The sequence below is a fragment of the Pseudomonas sp. UV AK001 genome (assembly GCF_046097675.1).
Taxonomy (GTDB): domain Bacteria; phylum Pseudomonadota; class Gammaproteobacteria; order Pseudomonadales; family Pseudomonadaceae; genus Aquipseudomonas; species Aquipseudomonas kribbensis.
In genome coordinates this window covers 861,776-883,339 of the sequence record NZ_JBJUVZ010000001.1, presented here as the reverse complement: position 1 = coordinate 883,339, position 21,564 = coordinate 861,776, and the positions used below count along the sequence as shown (strand labels likewise).

Annotated in this window: 14 protein-coding genes and 1 pseudogene; 5 read left to right on the top strand and 10 right to left on the bottom strand. The window is 59.0% G+C overall.

Annotation, left to right across the window (positions count from 1 at the left end):
• Nucleotides 1-119 precede the first annotated feature (119 nt).
• Nucleotides 120-338, top strand: coding sequence for a DUF2970 domain-containing protein (locus ACKLNA_RS04070; protein ID WP_065257810.1), 219 nt, complete (start codon nt 120-122; stop codon nt 336-338).
• A gap of 6 nt (nt 339-344) precedes the next feature.
• Here ACKLNA_RS04070 and ACKLNA_RS04065 read toward each other — a convergent pair whose 3' ends face one another.
• Entirely contained in the window at nt 345-1,418 is a 1,074-nt protein-coding gene (locus ACKLNA_RS04065; protein ID WP_408984943.1) for an ABC transporter substrate-binding protein, read from the bottom strand.
• A 525-nt stretch (nt 1,419-1,943) separates the two neighbouring features.
• On the opposite strand from ACKLNA_RS04065, the gene ACKLNA_RS04060 reads away from it, so the two are divergent.
• Both ACKLNA_RS04060 and ACKLNA_RS04055 read left to right on the top strand, forming a co-directional pair.
• Nucleotides 1,944-3,602, top strand: coding sequence for a nitrite/sulfite reductase (locus ACKLNA_RS04060; RefSeq protein ID WP_265814293.1), 1,659 nt, complete (start codon nt 1,944-1,946; stop codon nt 3,600-3,602).
• Nucleotides 3,586-4,080, top strand: a complete 495-nt coding sequence (locus ACKLNA_RS04055; RefSeq protein ID WP_085730747.1) for a DUF934 domain-containing protein — start codon at nt 3,586-3,588, stop codon at nt 4,078-4,080. The genes ACKLNA_RS04060 and ACKLNA_RS04055 overlap by 17 nt, the downstream gene beginning before the upstream one ends.
• 19 nt (nt 4,081-4,099) lie before the next feature.
• On the opposite strand, the gene ACKLNA_RS04050 is transcribed toward ACKLNA_RS04055, so the two are convergent.
• Nucleotides 4,100-8,974 carry a dermonecrotic toxin domain-containing protein gene (locus ACKLNA_RS04050; protein WP_408984942.1) on the bottom strand — a complete coding sequence of 1,625 codons (4,875 nt, stop codon included), beginning with the start codon at nt 8,972-8,974 and terminating at the stop codon, nt 4,100-4,102.
• A gap of 191 nt (nt 8,975-9,165) precedes the next feature.
• Entirely contained in the window at nt 9,166-10,188 is a 1,023-nt protein-coding gene (gene sohB, locus ACKLNA_RS04045; protein ID WP_408984941.1) for a protease SohB, read from the bottom strand.
• Nucleotides 10,189-10,393: 205 nt separating this feature from the next.
• Here sohB and ACKLNA_RS04040 point away from each other — a divergent pair, with 205 nt between their 5' ends.
• Together ACKLNA_RS04040 and ACKLNA_RS04035 are read left to right on the top strand one after the other, a co-directional pair.
• A complete protein-coding gene (locus ACKLNA_RS04040; protein WP_408984940.1) occupies nt 10,394-11,104 on the top strand; it encodes a histidine phosphatase family protein in 711 nt (236 codons plus the stop codon).
• 48 nt (nt 11,105-11,152) lie between these two features.
• Nucleotides 11,153-11,470: an SCP2 sterol-binding domain-containing protein gene (locus ACKLNA_RS04035; RefSeq protein ID WP_114883460.1), complete on the top strand. Its 318-nt coding sequence runs from the start codon at nt 11,153-11,155 to the stop codon at nt 11,468-11,470.
• A gap of 52 nt (nt 11,471-11,522) precedes the next feature.
• On the opposite strand, the gene ACKLNA_RS04030 is transcribed toward ACKLNA_RS04035, so the two are convergent.
• The 7 genes and pseudogenes from ACKLNA_RS04030 to ACKLNA_RS04000 form a co-directional block, all read right to left on the bottom strand.
• Nucleotides 11,523-13,106: an ABC transporter ATP-binding protein gene (locus ACKLNA_RS04030; protein WP_408984939.1), complete on the bottom strand. Its 1,584-nt coding sequence runs from the start codon at nt 13,104-13,106 to the stop codon at nt 11,523-11,525.
• A gap of 1 nt (nt 13,107) precedes the next feature.
• Nucleotides 13,108-14,130, bottom strand: a complete 1,023-nt coding sequence (locus ACKLNA_RS04025) for an ABC transporter permease (protein WP_408984938.1) — start codon at nt 14,128-14,130, stop codon at nt 13,108-13,110.
• On the bottom strand, nt 14,130-15,194 hold the full coding sequence (locus tag ACKLNA_RS04020) for a microcin C ABC transporter permease YejB (RefSeq protein WP_408984937.1): 1,065 nt from the start codon (nt 15,192-15,194) through the stop codon (nt 14,130-14,132). The genes ACKLNA_RS04025 and ACKLNA_RS04020 overlap by 1 nt, the downstream gene beginning before the upstream one ends.
• Nucleotides 15,181-17,031, bottom strand: a complete 1,851-nt coding sequence (locus ACKLNA_RS04015) for an extracellular solute-binding protein (RefSeq protein ID WP_408984936.1) — start codon at nt 17,029-17,031, stop codon at nt 15,181-15,183. The genes ACKLNA_RS04020 and ACKLNA_RS04015 overlap by 14 nt, the downstream gene beginning before the upstream one ends.
• 110 nt (nt 17,032-17,141) lie before the next feature.
• Entirely contained in the window at nt 17,142-19,796 is a 2,655-nt protein-coding gene (locus tag ACKLNA_RS04010) for a TonB-dependent receptor (RefSeq protein ID WP_408984935.1), read from the bottom strand.
• 163 nt (nt 19,797-19,959) lie between these two features.
• Entirely contained in the window at nt 19,960-20,961 is a 1,002-nt protein-coding gene (locus tag ACKLNA_RS04005; protein ID WP_408984934.1) for a CDP-alcohol phosphatidyltransferase family protein, read from the bottom strand.
• A 459-nt stretch (nt 20,962-21,420) separates the two neighbouring features.
• A pseudogene (locus ACKLNA_RS04000) lies at nt 21,421-21,564 on the bottom strand (RES domain-containing protein); the annotation flags it as partial.

The window sequence follows — 21,564 nt, the reverse complement described above, 5'->3', positions numbered from 1 at the left end:
CGAAGACTGCCTGCCGTGGTAGATAGTTATGTCGGTGCCCGCCAGGCGTTACCAACGATTTCTCACGCCGCCAGCCGATTGGCTATGCTCAACAGGCACACTTTTGAGACGAGGGATGTATGGACGATCCAGTCGACAACAAGCCACCGACTTTCTGGCAGATGCTGCACAGCGTCATGGCGGCGGCGTTCGGCGTGCAGAGCGGCAAGAACCGGGCAAGGGACTTCACCCATGGCAAGCCCAGCCACTTCATCTTTCTGGGCATTGCATTCACGGCGGTGTTCGCCCTGACGCTGTTTGGCATCGTGCAACTGGTGGTGCATCTGGCAGGCGCTTGAACAGCCTCAGTGCATCAGGGTCTGCAGGTTGAACGGATAGCGGTACGAGGCCGGGCGGCCCTTCGCCGACATCTTGTGAAAGTGCACGCCGTAGTCCGGTGAAGCGCCCATGGCCAGCATTCGGCGGGCATGATCCTTGTCGATCAGTTGCAGCAAGGGAATCTGCCGGTCGCGGCCACCGTAGCGGTTCAGGTCGACGCCCTGGGCATGATCGTGCACTTCCACCAGCGCCCAGCCTCCCAGGGTGAAATGACCGCCGAGCAAGGCGCTCAAGCGTCCGTCGATCATGGCCTGCAGCGCCGCAGGCGAGGTATTGACCGCGCTGAACAGCACGTCTTTGCCCGGCACTTTCCCGGTCTCTGAAACCGCTCGCATCGCGCCGAAAGCCATTTCGTCGTTGGCCGCCCACACCAATGACACTTTCGGGTAACGCACCAGCAACTGTCGGGCCTGCTCGTAGGCCCGTTGCTGTGTCCAGCCGCCGTAGACCAGTTGCCGCAATCGGACCTCGGGATGTTCGGCCAGTGCCCGCTGCATGCCTTGCTCGCGCAACTGCGACGACGGCGTGATCTTCAGGCCGGAGAACGCCAGCAATTCGATGCTGGCGCCGGGAGCCACTGGTGGATGCAGGCGAATCAACTCCTTCATCAACAGGTAACCGCCCTCCTCGTCATTGGGCACGAGGCTGCCGATGCGGTCGGCCCGGTCCCCGACCAATGCCTGTTGGTTGGGAGTCAGGGCAGCGTTGACGATAAACAGCTTCACCCCGCTCTGATTGGCCATGCGCAGGATCTGCGGCGCGATGTATTGCTCGTTGGCGAACATCAGATAGTCGGGGCGATCAGGCCCCTGCAAGGCCACCCGGGCCTGGGCCAGAGTCATTTCGGGCTGGCGCTGGGAATAGAGGATGCGCAGATCGACGCCCAGATCCCGGGCGGCAGCCTGCATGAATTGCGAGTAGCTGACCCAGAACGCTTCGTCGGTGGCGCCCGGATTCAGAAACAGCACAGACTCTGCCCGCGCGCCGGCTCCAAAGGCCAGGCCCAGCACAAGCAGACTGATGTGGAGAAACTTGAACATGAAACATCCGGGCCCGGGGAAAAATGGCCGCGCATTATAGCCATTCAATCGCCGGCCATTAGCGCCTGATCCCGCTTTTTGTCCGACAATCGTCGGAAGCGGGCCCGGAGGGGTCGTTTTACTGATGACTGACCCAGAACACCGCTGTGCCCACGACCAGAATGATCAGGAACAGAATGGCCCACGCATCGACACTGCTATCGCTTTTCCTTGCCTTGGTTGGATTGCTCATTGCATCGCCTCTTGTCGGTTTTATCGGTGATTGCAGAAAGACTCGACCACAGTTAAGACGATGATTGTCCGCACGACAAATGTGGGTTAGTTGACACCCGTTCTCGTTAGGCGATTTGGTTCTTTACATATACTCAAACATCACTTTTGCGCATAACTGCAAACGGGTATATTGCCCCGGCTCCATTAGGGAGTGCGCGGCCGTGCGCGCGTAATTGCCGAGGCACCATCGGACTCCAGCAAGCGAAAACGCAGCGTTTTCCGAGTAGCCCAAAGCCTGAGAACAGGACTTATATGTACGTATACGACGAGTACGATCAGCGGATCATCGAGGACCGCGTCAAGCAGTTCCGTGATCAGACCCGACGCTATCTGGCAGGTGAGCTGAGCGAAGAAGAATTCCGCCCCCTGCGCCTGCAAAATGGCCTGTACATCCAGCGTTTCGCGCCGATGCTGCGGGTGGCGGTGCCTTACGGCCAGCTGACCTCGCGTCAGATGCGCATGATGGCCAAGATTGCCCGCGACTACGACAAGGGCTACGCCCACATCAGTACTCGCCAGAACGTGCAGTTCAACTGGCCGGCGGTCGAGGACATCCCGGACATCCTCGCCGAGCTGGCCACCGTGCAGATGCACGCGATCCAGACCAGCGGCAACTGCCTGCGCAACGTCACCACCGACCAGTTCGCCGGTGTCGCGGCCGATGAGTTGATCGACCCGCGTCCTTGGTGCGAAATCGTCCGTCAATGGACCACGTTCCACCCGGAATTCGCCTACCTGCCGCGCAAGTTCAAGATCGCCGTCAACGGTTCGACCTCCGACCGAGCGGCCATCGAAGTCCACGACATCGGTCTCGAGCCGGTGCACAACGCTGCTGGCGAACTCGGTTTCCGCGTACTGGTCGGTGGCGGCCTGGGCCGTACTCCGGTCGTTGGCGCGTTCATCAACGAGTTCCTGCCATGGCAGGACCTGTTGAGCTACCTCGACGCGATCCTGCGGGTCTACAACCGCTACGGCCGTCGTGACAACAAATACAAGGCGCGGATCAAGATCCTCGTCAAGGCGCTGACTCCAGAAGTCTTCGCCCAGAAAGTCGATGCCGAGATGGAACACCTGCGCGGCGGCCAGACCACGCTGACCGAAGCCGAAGTGCATCGCGTGGCCAAACACTTCGTCGACCCGGACTACAAGGCGCTGGAAAACCAGACCGCCGAACTGGCCGCCCTCGACAAGGAACACCCGGGCTTCGCCCGCTGGCGCACCCGCAACACCCTGGCGCACAAGAAGCCGGGATATGTGGCGGTAACCCTGTCCCTGAAGCCGACCGGTGTTGCACCGGGCGACATCACCGACAAACAGCTCGACGCCGTCGCCGATCTGGCCGACCGCTACAGCTACGGTCAACTGCGCACCTCCCACGAGCAGAACATCATTCTCGCCGACGTCGAGCAGAGCCAGTTGTTCACCCTGTGGGGCGAGTTGCGTGAAGGTGGTTTCGCCACGCCGAACATCGGCCTGCTGACCGACATCATCTGCTGCCCTGGCGGTGATTTCTGCTCTCTGGCCAACGCCAAGTCGATCCCGATCGCCGAATCGATCCAGCGCCGTTTCGACGACCTGGACTACCTGTTCGACATCGGTGAACTGGACCTGAACATCTCCGGCTGCATGAACGCCTGCGGTCACCACCACGTCGGCCACATCGGCATTCTCGGTGTGGACAAGAAAGGTGAAGAGTTCTACCAGGTCTCCCTCGGCGGCAGCGCCAGCCGTGACGCGAGTCTGGGCAAGATCCTCGGCCCGTCGTTCGCCCAGGACGACATGCCGGATGTGATCTCCAAGCTGATCGACGTGTACGTGGAACAGCGCACCGAAGACGAGCGCTTCATCGACACCTACCAGCGTATTGGCATCGACCTCTTCAAGGAACGCGTCTATGCAGCGAATCATTAAGAACAACGAGGTCGTCGACGAAACCTGGCACCTGCTGCCCAAGGATTTCAACATCGACGAGATCAGCAACTGCGACGACCTGATCGTCCCGCTGCAGCTGTGGCGTGAACACGCCCGTATGCTCAAGGCTCGCGATGGCGGTCTTGGTGTGTGGCTGGACGCCGACGAAGAAGCCGAGGAAATCGGCGACGACGTGGATCAGTTCCAGGTCATCGCCCTGAACTTCCCGGCGTTCACCGATGGCCGCAACTACTCCAACGCCCGCCTGCTGCGTGACCGTTACGGTTTCAAAGGTGAACTGCGGGCGATTGGCGACGTACTGCGCGACCAGTTGTTCTACATGCGCCGCTGCGGTTTCGATGCCTTCGCCCTGCGCGCAGACAAAGATCCGTACGACGCCCTTGAAAGCCTCAAGGACTTTTCGGTGACCTATCAGGCCGCCACGGACGAACCGCTGCCGCTGTTCCGTCGTCGTTGAGAAAATGCCCCGGACCCAATCACGGGTTCGGGGCATTTCCTTGCACATTCTCCTGCTGCTGTTCTGACGCCCCTGTCGCCTGCCTCGTGTCAGAGTGCCGAGCCAGCGCCTCATTGGTCAGCCTTCTCAACACGTCTGTATTTTCATTTCTCAGATTCTCCAGAATTATCGTCACCTGCCGTGAAGCCGCTTGCCGGGACAAATCGTTGCGCCTTTCCAGTTGCGCCAGTGACGCTGCGCAGCGTTCCAGAGCGGCCGAAAACTCCCCCTCATGGGTTGCCCTCAGGTACTCGGACCAGAACTCCTGATTGCTCATCGACACTGACAATTGAGTCGTCTGCTCAAGCCTCTGCACTTCCCCATACACATGCTCGATCTGCGCATCAGTAACCTCGACATCGAGCCGTGTGTTCAACGCTTCGGGCTGAGCAGACAGTTCCAGACGTTGCGCCAGTCGTACGCGGTAAAGCAGGCTGAGTTCCAGCATCTGCTCGCGAGTGAACGGACCTGAACCGGCTCGGCGGGCGGCGTCCATCGATGCTTGTCTTTCGACTTCCCGCAATCGAAACCGCCCCCGCAACAGCCGGACCAATCGCCCTTCCACCGACCCGCCCGACGATTGATCCGCCACGACCTGATCGCACAAGACTCTGACTTCAAGATCACTGAACACCTCAGCGGCATTGACCATGCTCACCCTGCCCGCCCAGGCCATGCGAAAAAGTATGCGACGCAGCCTGTCACTTTCACACGCGGCTTCCAGCATATTCCAGACTCGCTGAGACAGCTCACCCAGCGAATGTGAATAATCGGCGCTACCACGCAACGCCTTTAAAACGTCGAAAAAGCTCCTGGATTGCGGATCGGCCGACAGCGTCGACCACACTTCCTTGACCCGCGACACCCTCACAGCGGGCAAGCCGATCACCCAGCCAGAGCTTGCGCCATCGGCGACGGAGTGCTGCGCAGTGGCGTAATCAGGCGTGATCACACCCAGGTTGATACCTTGAGACTGCTGATAGGTCGCAATCGCCTGAAGACTCGCCTCCGACAACGGATTGCCATCAACCTGGGTGCCTCTGTTCAACGCTTCAGGTGCATCGAATACAGACCGAGGTATTTCGACGATCAGGTTGTCGCGCAGGTCGAGGGTTTCCAGAGCCGCCAGCCCCTCCGTCTCAGCCGGCCACTCGCTGATGCCGGTTTCACGCAAACCCAGGTGACGCAATCTGCGCAGTGTACCGACCCGTGGCGGGCGCCCCAGCGTCGGGTTGAAACTCAGATCCAGTGACTGCAAATGCTCCAGGGGCGCCAGGGTGCTCATCGCCTGCTCAATCAGCTGAATCCGGTTGTCACTCAAATCCAGCACTGTCAGTCCGGGCATTGTTTCAATGGCCTGGGGAATGCGCGTCAGTTCATTGCTGGTCAGACTCAGCATGCGTAATCCCGGGAAATTGTGCAGGAAACTGTTCAGCCCGGAACCGGCTCCAACGGCATTCATGTGCAACGCATCGACATGGCTGAAGTCACCGATCAAGACCGGCAAGTCCCCCAGAGGAATGCCATCCAGCGTCAAAGGATGCTGGAAGTATCCGGCGTTTGAAGCAACGGCAGACTCCCTGCGCCAGGCGCGCAATATCGCTTGTGTTGCCCGTGTCTTGTTGTGCGCTGGCACCTGACGCCTGGTACCGTCTCCAGCCTGATAATACGTCGTGCGATGAATCCAGCGCTCGAGTGCTTGAACCAATGCCTGATATTGCTCCCGCATGTTCTCCAGCGCTCTGATGGCCAACACGTCATTGCTGTCGAGCGACAAAAGGAACTGATCGATTTGAGCGGACGAAAATGACGGATACAGCTCGCGTGCCCGTTGCACCAGAACAGCTGACCTGCTCCCGACAGCCTCTGTGCCGCCGGTCAGAGGCACAGAGCGTTCGACTCGCCGATCCGCAAGCCCCATCGGTGAACGGTAACGCCTGTCCGGCGCTGCGATGCCCAGCAGTGCGCGGATTTCCTCACGTCGCTGCAGCGCCAGTGACGTGATCTTCTGGCGCATTCCCTGACCTCCCGTTTCGGGCCCTAGCGCCTGGCGACTGTGAACCGGCAGGCTTTCCCAAAGCACCCGGAAGAAATCCGTGCGAGTGCGCATCAGGGAACTGGAGACCAGGTTTTTTTCAGTGTCCATTCCCATATACCTGTCAGCGAAGGCCTCGATAATCACCTTGCACCGCGCGTCTGGCAGTCCGACGCTTGCGCTTTCCTCCGCACTCGTCGCTGCCCAATCACGAATCTCGATATACACATCGCCCGGCCAGCCCGGAAGATGACTCAAGGTATCAAGAATCAGCCTGTCCACGTCCCGACCGCAGGCAGCGTCGAGGTACAAACCTTCAAAGGCACGATTCAGACGCAGAATCGCTTGATAGCGTCGCGCTTCTTCGGCCAGGCGCAACGGCACCTTGCCAGCCGCCAGTTGTTGCCATTCACTGCGGTCGGCATGCAGCACCAGCTCATCGGCAACAATGGCCGGCAGATTCGCGAACGTTGCCAGGACCGGTTCGGCCTTCGACTGTCCGATAATGTCCGTTCGGCGGTACAGACGGTCCGTCAAGGCGATCCGCTGAAAGGGGGCGAGTTCGCCTATGTGCTCGGCCAGCAATGTGCCTTGCAGGTTCGGGTCTTCAGTCGCATCGCCCAGCAGATGCAAGCGTTCGCGTTCGCTAAGTGCAGCCAGCAACGGCGAATAGAACGCTGCTTTTCGAAGCACCTCCTGGTTTACCGTGACGGATCGAGGGGCGTTGAGATCCCCATACCGTGCGAACTCGATGTCCTGAGTATCCGTGACAACAATCGCCAGATCCTGCGGCCAGTGCCCCACCGATGTCAGCAAATACAACTGCAGGTCCGCGTCTGCCTGTTGCGCAGACAAGGGTGACGCCACCGTGGCCATGAAATGCCCGGCCTCGGTGTCGGCCTGAAACCGGCGCACAGTGTCCGTCAGTATCGCCATGGGTCTGTTGAGGCTGATGATCGCCTGCCGCATTGCAGACTCATCGACGTTGCTGGCAGCGAGGATCTGCAGGGCACGGTCATCCGGTATCGCCTCTTCGCGATAACCGGTACGACGAAACAGCGTGAGCAAGCTCCAGTCCTGCGGTGTTTCACTCTGATGACGCCAGGCCCCCATCCCGTTGGTCTCAAGCGGGGGGCGGTAACGCGCCGATGCCTGTAGATTGCCGATTTCCCAAAGCCCGCTGCCTGGCACAGGTTGCACCGTATAGGTGTGGCTGCCCAATTTCAGTAGCCGGTGGTTGTCGCGCACGATCAGGCCACGTTCATCGGCCGGAAGCCGATCGAGCAGGCTCTCGGGCATGCGCAAAGCCGACACATCGGGATTCCAGAGCCGTCGGGACATCCAGCCGATCGGCACCTGCCTCAGTCCCTGCACGAAACTCGACGTCCGGACACTTCGATAGGCTTTGCCCGCCGCTGCGCTGCCTGCCGAAAAGGTCGCCATGAGTATCAGGTTTTCAAGGGTGTCGAACAGGTAGTCCGTCGCGCTCTCCTGATCGCCATGCGCCCAGCTGTCGATGCCCTCGTAAACTTCCTCGAGCAACTGCAGGCCGGCCACCGCACACATGACCTCTCCAAGAACCGGTACAAAGGAGGCCAGGAACAGCAATGTATTGACGCCGATGGACTCGTAGGTCTCGAGCCTTTGTTGGCGTGTTTTTTCATCTTCATCATCCGTGGACACGACCAGCAGTCTGGCATCGGCCCGAACCTGTTCGGCTCGATGTTGAAAGAGAGCCAGAAAGAGCTCCGTTTTCGCTTTACCTTCCGGGTACGCGACCGTAAGCGGTAAATACGGGGTATCAAAAGGAAGGTGGAGCGGCCCGACACTCAGCAGTCGGACGTCAACGCCCTTGAGGAATGACGGGCGATCCCGCAGCGTGACGAAGCGCATGAAAAATCTTCGGAATCCGGTGTCTTTCAAGCGTTTGCTGAGGCTGGTCTCAAAGTCGAGGAAGGATGCGTACTCTTTCAACGGATGATCCGGGTCTTCGGGTATGTAAACGACACAACGATCAACGTTGCCCGTAGACGCCATGACCGAACCGATAAACATCGGCCCTCTCAGCGTGACGCCAAGTATTTCAATATTCTGATATTCAAGTGCATTCTCGCCAGGCTGCGAAACTGCAACCGACTTGAGCCTTTGATAAACACTGACACTGATATGCCCGCGCAAATATGCAATATGCCGATCGACTTCAAACCGATCGCGAAAACAGGCAACGGAGGCATCAAGTAAAGTTGCAGGTCGTGCGCCATCGCCAAATAATGTCTCTATATGTTTCCGGTACTGTTTCCCAAGATCGAGATCCCGACACAAGATGGCGAACTCGTGAGGTTTGATTGCCAGCACGCGACTCGTTTTCCCCGTTACCTGCTCCGGAATGTAGAGCAGCGAAAGCTCGTGGTAATTGCCGGGCAGCGTTTCGGTCAGTTCGAAGTTCTCGCAGGCTGCGGTCAGCAAATCCCGGCCTATAGGCAGGACCAGTTTCTTGCGCAGGCCCAAAAGGCTCGACGTAGAACGCACATGCTGAAAAACCGCACCTGCGACATCGAATGGTTCGCCCAGCTTGTCTGACATGGCTTTGGCCAGCAACGGCGCACAAAAATGTTCCGGAGACTTCAGTGCCTGCAACTGTTTGAGAAGAATCTGTCGAGACTGAAAGCTGGATTTCAGACTGTTATAGAGAACATTTCGATCATTGACCGGTGCATTGAGCAGCCAGGATGGCATTTGTTGTTTGAGTAAATCAAAGAAAATGCCCTGTTCTTCCGGCGTCATTACAGGCATTGCTTCAAGGCGGTTTTCGACATCCATGTTCGACATCCCTGATCTGAAAAAGAACACTCAGACTAAGGTGCCGCCACACTCGAAAACAGTACGAATAACTGATGCTTTCGGATTCAATCAAACAACAATTCGAGACAATGAAATAGATAGATAAGACCGGTATGCGTATTGAAGTTGATATACGCTCGCACGCCATGGCAGCACGAGCGTAAAACCCGTTACCAGAAACGTTGTTGGGTCAGTCGACTCCACCAGCCCAGCAGCAGGCGATCCACTGAACCGCTGGCCGCCATTCCGATGCGCTCCTGCAGGCTTTTGCGTTCGGCATAGTGCAGGTGATAAACCTCGGACTGTTTGGCGCGCTCGGCCAGGTATTCGTCGCTGGTCTTGAGTTCGTCCACCAGTTGTTTTTCCAGCGCAGCGAGGCCAAGCCAGACTTCGCCGGTGGCGACTTCGTCGATCGCCAGTTGCGGGCGATAACGGGCGACGAAGTTCTTGAACAGTTTGTGGGTGATATCCAGGTCTTCCTGGAACTTTTCCCGGCCCTTTTCGGTGTTTTCACCAAACACGGTCAGGGTGCGTTTGTACTCGCCGGCGGTGAGTACTTCAAAATCGATGTCGTGCTTCTTCAAGAGTCGATTGACGTTGGGCAACTGCGCTACGACGCCGATGGAACCGAGGATGGCAAACGGCGCGCTGATGATCTTCTCGCCGATGCACGCCATCATGTAGCCGCCGCTCGCCGCGACCTTGTCGATGCATACGGTCAGCGGCACGCCCGCCTCCCGGATGCGCGCCAGTTGCGACGACGCCAGACCGTAGCTGTGCACCATGCCACCACCACTTTCCAGACGCAGGACCACTTCGTCCTTCGGGGTGGCCAGGGTCAGCAATGCGGTGATTTCGTGACGCAGGCTCTCAGTGGCGGATGCCTTGATGTCACCATCGAAATCCAGCACGAAGACCCGGGGTTTGGTTTCGTGCTGTTTTTTCTGTTTCTTCTCTGTCTTTGCCTGGCCTTTGCGCAGGGCTTTGAGCTGATCCTTGTCGAGCAGCGTCTGCTCCAGGCGCTCGCGCAGGCCCTTGTAGAAATCATTGAGCTTGTTGACCTGCAACTGGCCCGCTGACTTGCGTCGGCCCTTGCTGCGCAATGCAGCGAAACTGGCCAGCACCACCAGAATGGCGATGACCAATGTGACGGTCTTGGCCAGGAAACTGGCGTATTCGGTCAAAAACTCCACAGTGACTCCTTCAAACGATGCGCTATGACTTGCGATGCGCGGGATGCTTCCAGCATACCCATGCGATGCTTCGTCGGCCAGCCGTGAAACCTCTGGAAACAGGCCTGTAACGGGCATTTCAAACAAGCGTATGTTTTTTCATTGACAGCTCACTGCCATCCCCATAACCTCGCCACAACCTTCAACGTACCGGGATGACGCGGACGTGGGCAGTATCTACTTGATTCGACATGGCCAGGCCTCCTTCGGTGCAGACGACTATGACGTCCTGTCGTCGACCGGCGTACGCCAGGCAGAAATTCTCGGCCGTCACCTTGCCGAACTCGGAATCAGCTTCGACCGCTGCCTGTCGGGCGACCTGCGCCGTCAGCAACACACGGCCAACAGCGCGCTGGAACAGTTCGCCGCTGCCGGCCTGCCGGTCCCTGCCCTGGAAATCGATTCGGCCTTCAACGAGTTCGACGCCGACGCCGTGATCCGCGCCCTGCTGCCGGCCATGCTGCCCGAAGAACCCGAAGCGCTGGACATCCTGCGCAACGCCGCACAGAACCGTGGCGAGTTCCAGCGCATCTTTGCCCTGATCATCGAACGCTGGCTGGCCGGCACATACGACACGCCCGGCCTGGAAAGCTGGCTGGGGTTCGTTGAACGAGTCCAGGCCGGTCTGAACCGCATTCTCGATCAGGCCGACAACACCCAGAAAATCGCCGTGTTTACCTCGGGCGGCACCATCACCGCCCTGCTCCACCTGATCACACAAATGCCTGCCCGCCAGGCCTTTGAACTGAACTGGCAAATCGTCAACACCTCGCTCAACCAGCTGAAGTTCCGCGGTCGCGAGGTGGCTCTGGCTTCCTTCAACAGTCATGCACACCTGCAACTGCTGAAGGCCCCGGAACTCATCACTTTCCGCTGAGTCCGGATTACTGTGACCCTGCTGCAATCAACCAAAAAGGATCGAACCATGACCTCCGTAGCTGATGCCGTAAAAGCAATGCAAGCCAAGTTCAACCCAGCCGCTGCTGCCGGCCTGGATCTGGTCTTCGGTTTCAACATCACTGACGAAGACAAGCAATACGCTCTGATCGTCAAAGACGGCACTTGCGACATCCAGGAAGGCGAAAACGCTGACGCCAACTGCACACTGGTGCTGGACAGCGAAACCCTGAAAGGCATCGTCAGCGGCGAAACCGACGGCATGCAAGCCTTCATGGGCGGCAAGCTGCGCGTTGAAGGCGACATGATGCTGTCGATGAAGCTGTCCGAGCTGTTCCCGGCGTAAGTCGGCAGCCAGACTGCGAACAAATCCCGCCCCTGTGGCGGGATTTGTCATTTCAGGCGCTCAAACCGGCAAACGACGCTGCCAACAACTCCTGTGTATACGGATGCCGCGCCGAGCCGAACAACGCGTCCGTTTCTCCTCGTTCCACCACTTCGCCATCCTTCATCACGATCAGATCATGGGCCAGCGCCCGCACCACCGCCAGATCATGGCTGATGAACAAATACGTCAGACCATGTTCCTCCTGCAATCGGCGCAACAGCGCAACAATCTGTTTCTGTACGGTGCGATCCAGTGCCGAGGTGGGTTCGTCCAGCAGGATCAGATCCGGCTTGAGCGCCAGCGCCCGGGCGATGGCGATGCGTTGCCGCTGCCCGCCGGAGAACTCGTGGGGATAGCGATGACGTGTCGCCGGGTCGAGTCCGACATCCCGCAAGACATCGATCACGGCCTGCTCGCGCTCCCGCGCACTCAAGTCACTGTGAACCTGCAACCCCTCGGCAATGATCTGCGCCACACACAAGCGCGGACTGAGACTGCCGAACGGGTCCTGAAACACCGCTTGCAGGCGCTTGCGCAGCGGCCGCAGTTGTTTACCGCTCAAATGTTCCAGCGCTTCACCGTCAAAACAGATGCCACCATCGGCATCGATCAGACGCAGGATCGCCTGCCCGAGGGTGGACTTTCCCGAACCGGATTCACCGACGATTCCCAGGGTCCGGCCACGTTGCAGGCTCAGATCAATGCCATTGACTGCGTGCAGCCAGGACTTGCGGCGCAGCCAGCCACCACCGAGCCGGAAGCGCACGTTGAGATCGCGTACTTGCAGCAGATCCTCCGCACCGACCCTGTGCAGCGCCACGCCTCCGGGTTCGGCATTGAGCAGTTCGATGCTGTAGGGATGCTGCGGCGCCCGGAATAACTGCTCGCAAGTCGCTTGTTCGACGATCTCGCCGGCGCGCATCACCGCCACCCGCTGGGCGATGGTGCGCACCAGATTCAAGTCATGACTGATGATCAGCAGCGCCATGCCCAGTCGTTGTTGCAGATCCTTGAGTAACAGCAGGATCTTGCGTTGCACGGTAACGTCGAGGGCAGTGGTCGGCTCGTCGGCGATCAGCAGTTGCGGCTCGCAGGCCAGCGCCATGGCGATCATCACCCGTTGCCGTTGCCCGCCGGAAAGCTGATGAGGGTAAGCCTTCAAGCGTTCATGGGGGCGTTGAATGCCCACGAGCTCCAGCAACTCCAGAATCCGTTCCCGCGCCGCCGCCCCGGCCAGGCCTTTGTGCAGCGCCAGACTTTCGCCCAGTTGCCGCTCGATGCTGTGCAGCGGGTTCAGCGAACTCATCGGCTCCTGAAAGATCATCGCGACCCGGTTGCCGCGCAATTGCCGCAGATAACGCTCATGCACGCCGAGCAACTCTTCGCCCTCATAGCGAATGCTGCCTTCGATCTGCGTGATGTTCGGGTCGAGCAGTTGCAGGATGCTGTGGGCCGTCACCGACTTGCCGGAACCGGACTCGCCCACCAGCGCCAGGCATTCACCCGGACGGATGTCGAGGTCGATGCCGTGGACCACTTCCTGGCCTTTGAAGGCAACCCGCAGGTCGCGTATTTCGATCAAATGTTCACGCATATCAAGTCCTCGGGTCGAAGGCATCACGGCAGGCTTCGCCGATGAAGACGAGCAATGAAAGAATCAGCGCCAGCGCAAAGAACGCCGTCAGGCCCAGCCAAGGCGCTTGCAGATTGGTCTTGCCCTGACCGATCAATTCACCCAGCGAAGCGCTGCCCGCCGGCATGCCGAAGCCGAGAAAGTCCAGTGCCGACAAGGTCGCAATCGCCCCGGTAAGAATGAACGGCAGGTACGTCAGCGTCGCACTCATGGCGTTGGGCAGGATGTGCCGCACGATCACCTGCGCATCGCCGACTCCCAGAGCTCGCGCAGCTTTCACGTACTCCAGCCCACGGCTACGCAGGAACTCGGCGCGCACCACGTCCACCAGGCTCAGCCAGGAAAACAGCGCCATGATCCCCAGCAGCCACCAGAAATTCGGCTCGACGAATCCGGACAGAATGATCAGCAGATACAGCACCGGCAGCCCCGACCAGACCTCCAGCAAACGCTGCCCGAGCAGATCGACCCAACCGCCGTAATAGCCTTGCAAGGCACCGGCGGCGATGCCGATCAGCGCACTGGTGGCGGTCAGTGCCAAGGCAAACAGCAACGACACCCGGGTGCCGAAAATCACCCGCGCCAGCACATCCCGCGCCTGATCGTCGGTACCCAGCCAGTTGTCGCCGGAGGGCGGGCTCGGTGCCGGCTCCGTGAGGTCGTAATTGACCGTGTCGAAACCGAACGGGATCGGCGCAAACCACATTCGCCCGCCCTGCCCCTCGATCAGCTCGCGCACCTGGACGCTGCGATAGTCCGGTTGAAATGGCAGCTCGCCGCCGAAATCCTGCTCGGTGTAACGCTTGAAGGCCGGGAAGTACCATTCACCTTGAAACGTCACCAGCAAAGGTTTGTCGTTGGCGACCAGTTCACCTCCAAGGCTCAATCCGAAGAGTGCGAGAAACAGCCACAATGACCACCAGCCGCGCCGGTGAGCCTTGAACCGCGCCCAGCGGCGCTGCCCGATGGGAGAAAGCGTCAGCATCAGGCAGCCCTCGCCGTAAAGTCGATACGCGGATCGACCAGCGTGTAGCACAGGTCGCCCAGCAGTTTTATCAAGAGCCCGAACAGGGTGAAGATGAACAGCGAACCGAACACCACCGGGTAATCCCGCGACACCGCCGCTTCGTAGCTCAGGCGTCCGAGGCCGTCGAGGGAGAAGATCACCTCGATCAGCAACGAACCGCCGAAGAACACCGTCACCAGAGCCTGGGGCAACCCGGCGACCACCAACAGCATCGCGTTGCGAAACACATGCCCGTACAACACCTGCCGCTCGCTCAGTCCCTTGGCCCGGGCCGTGACCACATACAGTCGCGAGATTTCGTTGAGAAAACTGTTCTTGGTCAGGATCGTCAGGGTCGCGAAACCGCCGATCACCAGTGCGCTGACCGGCAATACCAGATGCCAGAAGTAATCGGCCACCTTGCCCCACAGCGTCAGCTCGGCGAAGTTATCCGAAACCAGCCCGCGCACCGGAAACCAGTCCAGCGCCGTACCGCCGGCAAACACCACGATCAACAGCAGCGCAAACAGAAACCCCGGCATCGCATAACCGATGATGATCGCCGCGCTGCTCCAGACATCGAACGCCGATCCGTTGTGCACGGCCTTGCGGATGCCCAGCGGGATCGACACCAGGTAGGTGATCAGCGTCGCCCACAGCCCCAACGACAAGGTCACCGGGAGTTTCTGCCAGATCAGTTCAGTGACCGTCGCGCCTCGGAAGAAACTCTTGCCGAAATCCAGTTGCGCGTAGCTCTTGAGCATCAGCCACAGGCGCTCGCTGGCGGGTTTGTCGAAACCGTACTGGCGCTCGATATCGGCCACCAGCTTCGGCTCCAGGCCACGGGTCGCGCGGGACTCGCCGCCAATGGTTTCGACATGGCTTGCGCCTACCGCCCCGCCGACACCGATCCCCTGCAGACGGGCGATGGCCTGCTCGACCGGGCCACCGGGCGCGGCCTGCACGATCACGAAGTTCACCAGCAGAATCGCCAGCAATGTCGGCACGATCAGCAGCAGACGCCGCAGGCTATAACCCCACATGTGCAAACTCCTTTTGCTGTTTTTGCGCCTGAGTAGCGGTCAATGCCGTGGGGCTGATTTCCCACCAGGTGTCGAGGCCGGCGTCATACAGCGGTGCAATCACCGGTCGCCCAAAACGGTTCCACCACACCGTGGAAATGCCCGGCGGGTAATAGTTGGGAATCCAGTAGTAGCCCCACTGCAGCACCCGATCCAGGGCACGGGCATGGCGCAAGAGGCTTTCACGGCTGTCGGCCTGCACCACGCCTTCGAGCAACGCATCCACCGCCGGATCGCGCAGTACCATGTAGTTGTTGGAGCCCGGATCATCGGCTCCGTCGGATCCGAAGTAATTGAACATTTCGCGCCCTGGCGCCTGACTCACCGGGTAACCGACAACGATCATGTCGTAGTCGCGACTGCGCACGCGATTGGTGTATTGCGCAGTGTCGACCTGACGGATATCGAAGCCGATGCCGATCTGCGCCAGGTTGCGTTTGAACGGCAGCAACAAGCGCTCAAAGCCTTTCTGGCCGTTGAGAAAAGTGAATTGCAGCGGCTCGCCGGCAGCGTTGACCAGTTGATCGCCACGGGGTTTCCAGCCGGCGGCGTCCAGCAGTTTCAACGCCTGCAATTGTTGCGCGCGAATGTTGCCGCTGCCGTCGGTGCGGGGCGCTTCGAACACCTGGCTGAACACCTCATCGGGGATCTTGCCGCGCCAGGGTTCGAGGATTTTCAGTTCTTCGGCGTCCGGCAACTCAGTGGCCGACAGCGCGCTATGGGAAAAAAAACTGCGCTGGCGCAAGTACATGCTGCGCATCATCTGCCGGTTGCTCCATTCAAAATCCCAGAGCATGGCAATCGCCTGCCGCACCCGCCGATCCTGAAACATCGGCTTCTGCAGGTTGAACACGAAACCCTGAGCCCCTTGAGCCGCGCCGGGTGCGAGGTGTTCGCGCAACAACTTGCCCTGCTCCAGCGCTGCGCCGGCATAACCGATGGTGTAACTGGTGGCGGAGAATTCGCGGTTGTAATCGAAGCCGCCGGACTTGAGCACTTGTCGCGACACGTCGGTGTCGGCGAAGAACTCCACACTCAGCTGATCGAAGTTGTAGAGCCCGCGGGTGACCGGCAAATCCTTGCCCCACCAGTCCTGAACCCGCTGGAATTTCACACTGCGACCAGCATCCACCGCGCTGATCCGATAAGGGCCGCTGCCGGGCGGAATCTCGAAACCGGCGCCCTCGGCAAAGTCCCGGGTACGCCACCAGTGCTCAGGTAAAACAGGCAGTACCGCCAGGTCCAGCGGCAAAGTGCGGCTGTCGTTGCTCTTGAAGACGAAGCGCACCTGGGTTGGCGACTCGACCTGCACCTCGGTGACATCGCGAAACTGTTGCCGGTACTTGAGGCTGCCCTGAGTGGTAAACAGCTCGAAGGTGTAGCGCACGTCCTCGGCGGTGATCGGCGTACCGTCTTCAAAACGCGCCTCTGGATTGAGATAGAAACGTACCCAGCGTCGATCCGCATCCAGCTCCATCCGCTGGGCCACCAGACCGTAGACGCTGTAAGGCTCGTCCTTGCTGCGATAAGCCAGCGGCGCGTAGAGCCAGCCGTCGATTTCGGCAACCCCGGTGCCTTTGTCGATGTAGGGAATCAGGTGATCGAACGGACCGCTTTCCAGCGAAGAACGCCGCAGGCTGCCGCCCTTGGGCGCATCGGGATTGGCGTAGGCCAGGTGCTGGAAGTCCGGGGCGTACTTCGGGGCTTCGCCGTAGACCGTGAGGGCATGCTGAGGCTGCGCAAATATCGCAGGGCTCAGCAGAAGACATACGCCCAGCAAAGTGAGTCTGGAAAACATGGGCAGATCCTTTAACCGCCTGCCTGATTGTGTTGTGCAACAGGCGGGCACTTTTTATAGGGCCGGCTTTAGAACGATGGGTTACTAAAACCGGCCATGTCTGGTCATTCTCAGAACTTGTAATTGAGCCGCGTGTACAGCGTTCGCCCAAACGGGTCGCCGTATTTCGGGTCGTAGCCGCTCTGAAAGGTGTAGGTCTGGTTACTGAAAGGCGGCTCGCGATCGAACAGGTTTTTTACCCCCAGCGTCACTGCCAGGGTCTTGCGCCAGGTGTAGGTGCCGGCCACGTCCCAGACGTTGTAGGAGCCGACGTAGTCGTGGGTCTCGCGATCCGAGTCGTGATAACCGCTGGTGTAGCGGTTGGTCAGGCTCGCGCCGAACGGGCCGTAATTCCAGCTGCCGGTCAGGCTGTGACGCCAGCGGGCCACCGCGCCGGCCGACGCGAAGTCACCCCCGCGAAAATCTCCGAGCTTGTCGATGAAATCGCCCTTGAGCTGCTGCTGATACTCGTAACGGCTGACGTAGGTGCCTTGCAGGCCGATGCCGAAATCACCGTATGGCGTGCTCGGCAGGCGATAGTCGAAGCTCACGTCGACGCCGTTAGTCTTGATCTTGCCGAGGTTGGCCAGACCGGTGACGACGTGATCGATGGAGCCGTCAGGCTTGCGGATCAAACGCTCCGGATACAGCTCCGGATTTTCGAACACTGCGGACTCGGGGAACTCGGCGATCTGGTTGGCGATGCTGATCCACCAGAAATCCAGCCCGGTGGTCAGGCGATCGAACGGCTGATAAACGAAACCGACGGTGACGTTGCGTGCGGTTTCCGGGCTCAAGTCCGTGTTGCCGCCCGTGGTCCGGTTGAACTGCTGGGCGCAGTCGCGGTTGGCGATCCCGCCATTGCTCGGATTACCCCCGGCGCACAGGCGCGGGTCGTTGTAGTTGGCGTTGGTGAAAGTGGTGAAATTCGGGTTATAGAGTTCATACAGCGACGGTGCGCGGAAACCTTCGCTATACGCGCCGCGAACCACCAGTTCCTTGAACGGCTGGAAACGGAACGAGTATTTCGGGTTGGTCGTGCTGCCGAAATCGCTGTACTTGTCGTGCCGCACGGCAGCGGACAATTCCAGGCTGTCGAGCACTGGCACATTGACCTCGGCATATTGCGCCGAGACGCTGCGATCCCCTGACACGCTGCCGTTGGGGTCCACGCCGAGGCTCTGCACATCACCGGCAAACGCGGCGAAATCCTGATGGAAGTCTTCCTTGCGATACTCGCCGCCCAGTGCCAATGCCGATGGACCAGCACCGAACCAGTCGCCGATCTCGCGGCTGACACGGCCGTCAATCGCCTTCACCCGGCCCACGGCAGTTGCGTAATCACCGTCCACCGCGTTGGCCGCCAGCAATGCCGAACCGGCAGCCGTCTGCGGCCCGAACGGATTGATCACGCCGTTGGCGATCCCCTGGCTGACGGCGCGGTCGTTCACGTAGCCACTGCGGATCGTGTTGACCACTTTGTTCTGGTTGTACGAAGCGCCAAGGTTGTAATCCCACCCAACCAGCGTGCCGTCGAAATTCAGCAGCAGGCGCTGACCGGTGTTGTCGTCTTCGTGGCGACGGGCGCCGACCGCCGTTTCGCGCCAGTTCACGTCCACCGGCTGCGTCGGATCAAGGGCAAAACCGCTCGGCGCGGGGGTGATGCCGTTGCCCGGATAAAACGCCGTGCCGGGATTGACCTGATTACCCATCAGGGTGCCGGGACCGATCTGGGTGCGGTTTTCATTGCGCGCCCAGAAGTATTCGAGGCTGACGTTGTGATCGTCCGACAGCTTGCCGGTGGCTTTGGCGAAGGCCGAAGTCTTTACAGTTTCCGGGACCAGATCGAGGTAACTCCACAGGCTCTGGCGGCAGATACCGTTACGTGCAAGCAGCCCCGGCGCGTTGCAACCGGATCCCGCCAACGGGTTGGTAGCGTTGCTGCCCTGGCTCCAGTTGGCCGGCGATGCCGTGCCGGAGGTGTAATCGAGCCCGCGCCCCGGCTGGTAGTTGTAGGTGTAACCGCGATCTTCAGCCGCCAGCCGTTGCTGCTTGTCGTAACTCACGACGCCGAAGACGTTGAAGCGATCGTCCTGCAAATCACCGAATCCCCAGCTGCCGCTGAAGTTACGGCTTTCACCGCCGCCGGAGTGCGTCGGCGTGTCGTAACTCGTACTGATCTGACCTTCGTTGAGGCTGGTCTTGGTGATGAAGTTGATCACCCCGCCAATCGCATCGGTGCCATATAGCGCCGAAGCCCCATCGCGCAGGACTTCGACCCGGTCGATGGCGGCGAACGGAATGGTATTGAGGTCCACACCGGAGCCATTAATGGCGTTGGTTGCGTTATTGCTCAAGCGGCGGCCGTTGAGCAGCACCAGCGTCTTGTTCGGGCCGATACCGCGCAGGTCGGCATAAGACGCCCCGCCGCTGCTCGAACCCACCGAACGTCCGGAGCCTACGGAGGACTGGTTGGCAGAGATCCGGTTGACCAGCTCTTCAGTCGTCGTCACACCTTGCTTCTGCAATTCTTCCACCCGAAGGATGGTGACCGGCACGGCGGTTTCGGCATCGACCCGGCGGATCGCGGTGCCGGTGACTTCGACTCGTTGCAGTTGAGTGGTCGGTTCTGTAGTACTGCTTTCGGCAGCTATCGCCGGCAGTGTGTTGATCGCCAGCAGCAAGGCCACGCTCAACGGGGATTTAACGGGTGAAAATCGAATCATGAACAGCCATCCCTGCGTTTTGGTTTATGCAGGGATGTGCGATGGCGAATGAAGATTTATAGAGTTCGATTTAGACCGTTGGGTGCTGAGGTTATTCTTTTTTTCTGCCCAAAATCATTACCCGGTTTAATGTCAGAGTGAAGCATCAGTGTATTTACCGAGTTCAATACAGATACTGTCGAGCCTGCACCCACACACGAATCAGACTAATGGCGACGCAGCAAGGTACTACCCAGAGCCAATCAGCCCCAGGCAAAGATAGCCAAAAAAACACAAATACTATCAGTGGAAAAATGACCACAGATACTTGATACCCCGGCGAAATAGTCGATTGCATCAAATGCGCAACGATGATAACTGCTGCGTGATGCATGGTGCCCAATGCTGACAGCCACAATACAAGAAAGAGCGATGAAACATTCGATGCAACGGTAGAAATCATCAGCAAACAGCCAATTAAAAACGGCAGTGCAAACCTCATATCACGCGGTGCACGGATCGACCGCCAGGCAACCGCACCCAAAATTACCGTACTCACAACGATAAGCACGACATCCATCACCAGGAGACCTGGTAACACCTCGAAGGACAGACCTCGATTCAGAGTGGAAAACATACAAGCGAGCATGTACATCGATGCGACGAAAACACCTTCCACAGGGCCCAACACAGGCAGGCTCAACCGACCAGATGTGTATTGTCCTAACCAAACCATGACCGTGGCCAAGCCGACAGTGCAGAGAAAAAAGACGGCCGTAATTGCATTAACTTCTTTAGCCGCTCCACACATCAGGATTGACACGACCACTAAACTGACCACCCCTGAATCGATACCGTGATCCAGAAACTCTCCCCAAGCAGAACTCCTGCCCAGGTTGCGCGCCCGTACCCCATCTACGTGATCAAGGATGCAATACATCCATGACATGCCCCCCCAAACCGGGAGCATAAAAGTCGTCCAACCGGACGGCGTTAAATACACTCCAATCGTCATGGTGACCGCGAAAAGTGCAGCCAAATACGTGACCTGATCAGGAGACATGCAAGGCGGTAATCGCTCGTCAACATAAGGCGCAATTTTAGTCGACAACCAATGCGCCAACGCAGATTGGTCAACGCAGCAGTATTGATATTTCGGCGATTTGGACCCGACCTGCATCGTCATAACTACCGCCCTCCTCAGGTTTCTGCCAAAAACATGAATCCGACGCTGTCTGTTCTAACTCAAAAAATACTGGCTCGACACTGTCAGATATGACAGTTGCAGAACAACTCAAAGCCAGTTACCCCCCAACATTTCAAATTTCCGCCAGAACGTTCCAACTGCCTGATTAGTCAGTTCAGCAGGATCGCCGCCCATACAATTAGTAATTACCGCTCAAGCAAGGTGTCCAGCTCGGCGAGTCTTCACGCTTGCGCTGTCGTCAGCCGCATTCGCGGACAGTATGTTGATCGTCAGCAGCAAGGCCAGGCTCGAGGGGGGATTTAACGTGTGAAAATCGAATCATGAACAGCCATCCCTGCGGTTTGGTTTATGCAGGGATGTGCGATGAGCAACAGGGATTTATAGGTCGCGGTTTAGACCGTTGGGTGATGAGGTTATGCAAATCGATAAGCCCGCTCATCAACTCAAAACCATCTCCTTGAGCAAACGGGTATCCAGCCCGAACCGCGCCTGCGAGACCATCCTGAACTGCCCCTCCGCCAGATCGCAGCTCACCAGCAAGTTCCACGAGTGCCGGGTTGCCGCCGAGGGAATGGGCGAAAA